Below are 5,649 nucleotides of genomic sequence, written 5' to 3'. Positions count from 1 at the left end.
AGAATTCTGTCCCACTCCCTATCATTTCAAATTAAAACTGTTTTAATAAATTAGCCATTTCAATCGCACTCACTGCCGCTTCGGCACCTTTATTTCCTGCTTTAGTACCCGCTCTTTCAACTGCTTGTTCAATACTTTCTGTTGTTAATACACCAAATATAACTGGTGTATCACTCACGTCATTTGCCTTAGAAACACCTTTAGCTACCTCATTACATACATAATCATAATGAGATGTTGCGCCTCTTATAACACAACCTAAAGTTATAATTGCGTCATATGCACCTTTTTGAGCAAGTTTTTTTGAGACTAATGGAATCTCAAATGCACCAGGGACATATGCAACATCTATATTACTCTCTTCAACACCATGCCGTACGAGTGTATCTTTCGCACCATCTAATAGACGATTGGTAATAAAATCATTAAAACGACTTACTACAATTGCTACTTTTAAATCTGTACCTACTAATTTACCTTCAAAGTTCATATTTATTCCTCCTAAATTAAATGACCCATTTTGATTTTTTTGGTATTCATATACTCATGGTTATATTCAGTTTCTGCCACTATAATTGGTGTACGATCCGCAACTGTAATACCATATTCAGATAAACCTTCAAATTTTTTGGGATTATTACTTAACAAGTTCACTTGTTGTACATTAAAATAATTTAATATTTGTGCTGCAATGTGATAATCTCTCAAATCTTCATCAAAACCTAAAGCTAAGTTCGCTGTTACTGTATCATGACCCTGTTCAATCAATTCATATGCTCTTAGTTTATTTATTAACCCTATCCCTCTACCCTCTTGAGGTAAATAGATAATTAAGCCACCATGCGAATGAATATATTTCATTGCTGCTTCTAGTTGCGCACCACAATCGCATCTTTGACTATGGAAGATGTCACCTGTTAAACAAGCAGAGTGAATACGTACATTTTCAGTCGCACGTGGTTTCCCCTTAGCAAGTACAACAATTTCTTCATTAGTTAATGGTGATTCAAATCCATACATTTCAAAAGAACCGTAATCTGTTGGCATATTTACCTTTGCTTTCAATTCAACATTAGCGTTTTTGTCCTTCTGGTATTTAACTAAACTTTCAATTGTAATCATTTTAAGGCCATGACGTTGTTTAAATGCTTCAAGTTGTTCACCTTTAGCCATAGTGCCATCTTCGTTCATAATTTCGCATATTACACCAGCTGGCTTAGCTTGTGTAAGTTTGGCTAAATCTACAGCCGCTTCAGTATGACCAGTACGTTCTAATACACCCTTTTCCTTAGCAATGAGTGGAAATAGGTGACCAGGTTTATGAAAATCCGACGGTGTAGATTCAGGATTAATTAAGGCACGTGCCGTTGCCATTCGGTCAAATGCACTTATACCAGTTGAAGTTGTTACATGATCGACACTAACTGTGAAATTCGTTCCAAAGTCATCCGTATTATGTTCAACCATCGTTGTTAGATTTAATCTTTGAGCTATATCTTCACTAATTGGTGCACAAATCAATCCTCTACCTTCTTTTGCCATAAAATTGATGGTATTATCATTCATCCATTGCGTAACAGCAACCAGGTCACCTTCATTTTCACGATCTTCATCGTCCACTACAATAATACTTTCACCATGTTGTAAAGCATTTAGTGCATCTTTTATCTCATCAAATTTCATTTAATCTTACGCCTCCTAAAATCCAAATGCTTTCAGCTTATCTAATGTAAGTTCTGATTCATTTCTACTCATCATTCGCTCAACGTATTTGAAAAGAACATCCGTTTCAAGATGAACTGAATCTCCTTTTTGCTTTGAAGATAAAATCGTTGAACGTCTCGTTTCAGGTATTAAATGAATATCAAAACTATCATTTCGAAGATCGAAAACAGTTAAGCTTACACCATCTACAGTGATAGAGCCTTGTTTAACCATTTGTTTAATAATCGTTGGCGATGCTTTAATCGAAACAATTCTTGAATTAGGTGTTTCGTTTACATGCGTAATCACACCTTTATCATCGACGTGACCTAAAACGAAATGACCTCCAAAGCGACCATCTCCTGGCATTGCGCGTTCTAAATTCACTTCATCATTTTGCTTAATTTGTGATAAGTATGTTTTATCTTCAGTACCTTTAATAACTTGTACCGAAAAATAGTTACTTGTAAAATCAATCACCGTTAGACATGCACCATTCACACTAATAGAATCACCAATGTGCATGTCTTCTACAATCGTTTGACAAGCAATATCCAGTGTTCTAACTGATTGATGCGTACGAATATTTTTGACAGTACCAATTTCTTCAACGATACCTGTAAACATGAGTTGTCACTTCTTTCGCAAGATCATTTTTAAGTTTTGATTAATTAACTCAGTAGAAATAATTTCAAATTGCGTGGCGTGGTTTAAATCAATGACATCATTCGTTTGATAGAATTGATTTTTCCCAGAACCACCTATTATTTTCGGGGCGTAATAAATAATAAGTTGATTGATAAAATGTGTTTGGAGAAATTCTGAAGTTACACGAGGTCCAGCTTCTATTAATAACTTACCAATACCTCGCTTATAAATATCTTTTAAAATATCTTTTAAATTACATTCAGTTAAATAGATTATTTTGACGTTTGAATTTGGACTTTTTAGATGCTCATTTTCTGTGTATATCCATACTTCGCTTGAAGAATCTTGGAACAATTGCTTTGTAAAGTCAATGTTGCCACTTCTTGATAAAACGATTCGAATTGGATGTTTACCGTTTGGAATACGTGTCGTATATTGGGGATTGTCAGCGATAATTGTGCCATTACCCGTTAATACAGCATCATGTGTATGTCTTAAATGATAAACATCTTGTTTCACATCTGAATTTGTAATCCATTTGCTTTGACCCATATCAGTAGCCTGTTTACCATCTAATGATACGGACACTTTCATCGTGATTTCAGGTAATTGTTCTGACTTAGCTTTGAAAAAGTCACGATACAACGCAGCTGCATCTTCAGAGTATTGATATTCAACTTCAATGCCAGCTTGTTCTAATATAGCATCCCCTTCAGAAGGTAATGTTGTATCTTTAACAGCGTAAACAACTTTACTTAATCCAAATTCTATAATTTTATTCACACATGGTGGTGTGGAGCCAAAGTGCGTACAAGGTTCTAACGAAATGTAAATCGTTCCACCTTTTGCATTTTCTCCAGCCATATCAAGTGCTTGTACTTCCGCGTGTTTATCACCTTGTTTAAGATGTGCACCCAGTCCGACAATTCTACCGTTATTGACTACGATAGCACCCACTGGCGGGTTAACACCCGTTTGACCTTCAACCATTTGTGCGAGTTGTATTGCATAATTCATAAAATAACTCAATTCATCACCTCAAAATAAAAATTCCCTATACCAATAAAACAATTACAGGCATAGGGAAATTAAATATATGTTCAAATAAGCTTACAACATTTCTTAAATGTGTATGCTAAATAAGCGTCATTAAAACTTAAATTGACGTCTCGATTCTTTCTCCCATCCAGACTTTCACTGTCGGCTCTAGACTTTCACTAGATCAGCCATCAAAGTAGTTAACCATATACTTTGACAGGTCGCAGGCTTAATTTACTGCCGGTTGGGAATTGCACCCCGCCCCGAAAGAATTCATATGAAATTGTGATTATTAGAGTTAATGTAGTTTGATTACTACACTAATCATCATACGCTTATTATTTAAAAATTACAAACCGTCTACGCTATATAATATTAAACAGTGTAACCATTGATGCAATTTAGTCCTTTAAGTGTAAACATGCACTTTAAGCATCGAAGTGATCAAACTTACTTTGATTGTCGTACATATAGTTGACAGAACTCACTGCTTGATCAACAATCATCTTTACACCATTTCTTAACTTGTTAACACCGTTCGTCACTTGTCCAATGGCAATCATATTATTTAATGTTCCATATCTTGGGCTAATGACTTGATTCGTTTCTGGAATAATTTGAATACCGCCCATTGGGTGCGGCTGAACGATTTGTCGATTTTGAAGGTTCAGTATAAGCTGATCTTCATCATCTAAATCTGACAAATGTGTTTTGGATCCAGTTGAATTGATTATGACATCATATGGTTTAGGTTGTCGCTCATCTTTAAATTTTAATAAATAACCGTCATCTGTATGTTTAATATCCTCTAATCCTCTTTTAATAATAAGTGATTGATTACGTATGAGTTTAATAATTAATTCTGCTGTACGTGGTGGCATTGGATTTGAATTTAATTGAATATGTTTCGAAAATCGCTTATCAAAGGCTTGCTGATCTTCTCGACTGAAACTATTCCATATCCAATTCAAATTCTCTTTAACATTTTCAATCAAACTTTGAAATACTCCGATTTCATTTGCACGTTCGAGATCATATTGTAAATCTTTAATTGTATTACCGGTACGTCTATGTATTAATTTATCTAACTCTATATTACGGTCTTCACATTCTTGTTGAAATAATTCAAAAGCAATTTCTAATGGAACATTTCCAAAATGTTTTCCTTTTAGCTCATTAAACTTTTGTTTAGTTAAATATTTGAATTCAATATCAACCATATTCCCTCTTACACTTGGCAGATGTGCTGAACGACTCGTCATAGTAATTGGCAACTTAGGATGATGTGTAGCGACATACCTAACAACATCTAAACTAGCTAATCCAGTTCCAATTATGGCTATATCATCTGATTCTGAAACTTCATCCAATGTATTATATGTAGGATAAGGTGTTTGAATATATCCTTTTTTACCTTTTAATTGATACGGATCATGATAAGCGAAAGTACCTGTCGTTAAGAAGATATAGTCGTATTCTTTCCATTCACTCATATCTTCTGATGTACATACATAATATTTTAATGTCGTCTCATCTATTTCTGAATTTGTAAAAATTTCACGAACTGGACGCTTGATAACGGAAAGATTATCAAATAATAAGTCAAAGTTAGATAGATAAGATTTCATATAATGACCAAACACAAATCGAGGTAAGTACTTAGGATTATCAAATTTAAACTCTGATTGTTCTTGATACCAATTCCAGAATTCTTCATCATCATCTAAATTTAAACTCATCTGCTTTGTTGGCAAATTGATGAGTAACTGACTACTGTCATTTTGAAATGGCACACCTTGACCCATATTCTTTTCATTATCATAGACATCTACCTCTAAATATTTAAACGCTTCATTTTTGACTAACTGCCTTAAAACACTCACACCAGCCGTACCCATTCCAATTATAGCTACACGCATATATCATCATCCTTCTTTATTACTCTAAAAAGACTTTTTAATATATCTATTATATCAATATCATAAATCGCTTAAAATAATTTATACTTATATGTTATTCTCATCATTTTTCTATTAATTCAGCAATTATGGTAGTATTAAGGTATTGAGGTGAACAAAAATGAAATTTATTTTAAAAGTTTTTGTCGTAATGATTATAGCCTTTAGTTGGTTAACTAAGAAAAATAAAGCAGAATAAATAAATCTATTTTTTATCCTAAATAACCAACGTCAACACTAATTCACACAAGTGTCGACGTTGGCTTTTACTAAATAATAATGGCTCTATAATAAATTGGAC

At 33.7% G+C, this 5,649-nt stretch carries 5 protein-coding genes and 1 riboswitch; all 5 genes read right to left on the bottom strand.

Features of this window, described 5'->3' with window-relative positions:
* Window positions 1-31: 31 nt before the first annotated feature.
* On the bottom strand, window positions 32-490 hold the full coding sequence (gene ribH, locus KA828_RS00630; protein ID WP_053030536.1) for a 6,7-dimethyl-8-ribityllumazine synthase: 459 nt from the start codon (window positions 488-490) through the stop codon (window positions 32-34).
* Between the two features lie 11 nt (window positions 491-501).
* The gene (gene ribB, locus KA828_RS00625; RefSeq protein WP_210125200.1) at window positions 502-1,683 is read right to left on the bottom strand and encodes a 3,4-dihydroxy-2-butanone-4-phosphate synthase; all 1,182 of its coding nucleotides are present in this window, start codon (window positions 1,681-1,683) and stop codon (window positions 502-504) included.
* A 15-nt stretch (window positions 1,684-1,698) separates the two neighbouring features.
* Window positions 1,699-2,331 carry a riboflavin synthase gene (locus tag KA828_RS00620; protein ID WP_075109197.1) on the bottom strand — a complete coding sequence of 211 codons (633 nt, stop codon included), beginning with the start codon at window positions 2,329-2,331 and terminating at the stop codon, window positions 1,699-1,701.
* Between the two features lie 6 nt (window positions 2,332-2,337).
* Window positions 2,338-3,381 carry a bifunctional diaminohydroxyphosphoribosylaminopyrimidine deaminase/5-amino-6-(5-phosphoribosylamino)uracil reductase RibD gene (gene ribD / locus KA828_RS00615; RefSeq protein WP_075109196.1) on the bottom strand — a complete coding sequence of 348 codons (1,044 nt, stop codon included), beginning with the start codon at window positions 3,379-3,381 and terminating at the stop codon, window positions 2,338-2,340.
* A gap of 141 nt (window positions 3,382-3,522) precedes the next feature.
* Window positions 3,523-3,665, bottom strand: a riboswitch (FMN riboswitch).
* Between the two features lie 153 nt (window positions 3,666-3,818).
* Window positions 3,819-5,309, bottom strand: coding sequence for an FAD/NAD(P)-binding protein (locus tag KA828_RS00610; RefSeq protein ID WP_193839191.1), 1,491 nt, complete (start codon window positions 5,307-5,309; stop codon window positions 3,819-3,821).
* Window positions 5,310-5,649: the final 340 nt, after the last annotated feature.

This window comes from Staphylococcus sp. GDY8P85P (genome assembly GCF_017892405.1).
In the GTDB taxonomy this organism is placed as follows: Bacteria; Bacillota; Bacilli; order Staphylococcales; family Staphylococcaceae; genus Staphylococcus; species Staphylococcus borealis.
This window is presented reverse-complemented; position numbering and strand designations above follow the sequence as displayed.

Coding starts and splice junctions, on each gene's coding strand:
- ribH (WP_053030536.1), bottom strand. CDS start 490: ATGAACTTTGAAGGTAAATTAGTAGGTACAGATTTAAAAGTAGCAATT.
- ribB (WP_210125200.1), bottom strand. CDS start 1,683: ATGAAATTTGATGAGATAAAAGATGCACTAAATGCTTTACAACATGGT.
- KA828_RS00620 (WP_075109197.1), bottom strand. CDS start 2,331: ATGTTTACAGGTATCGTTGAAGAAATTGGTACTGTCAAAAATATTCGT.
- KA828_RS00610 (WP_193839191.1), bottom strand. CDS start 5,309: ATGCGTGTAGCTATAATTGGAATGGGTACGGCTGGTGTGAGTGTTTTA.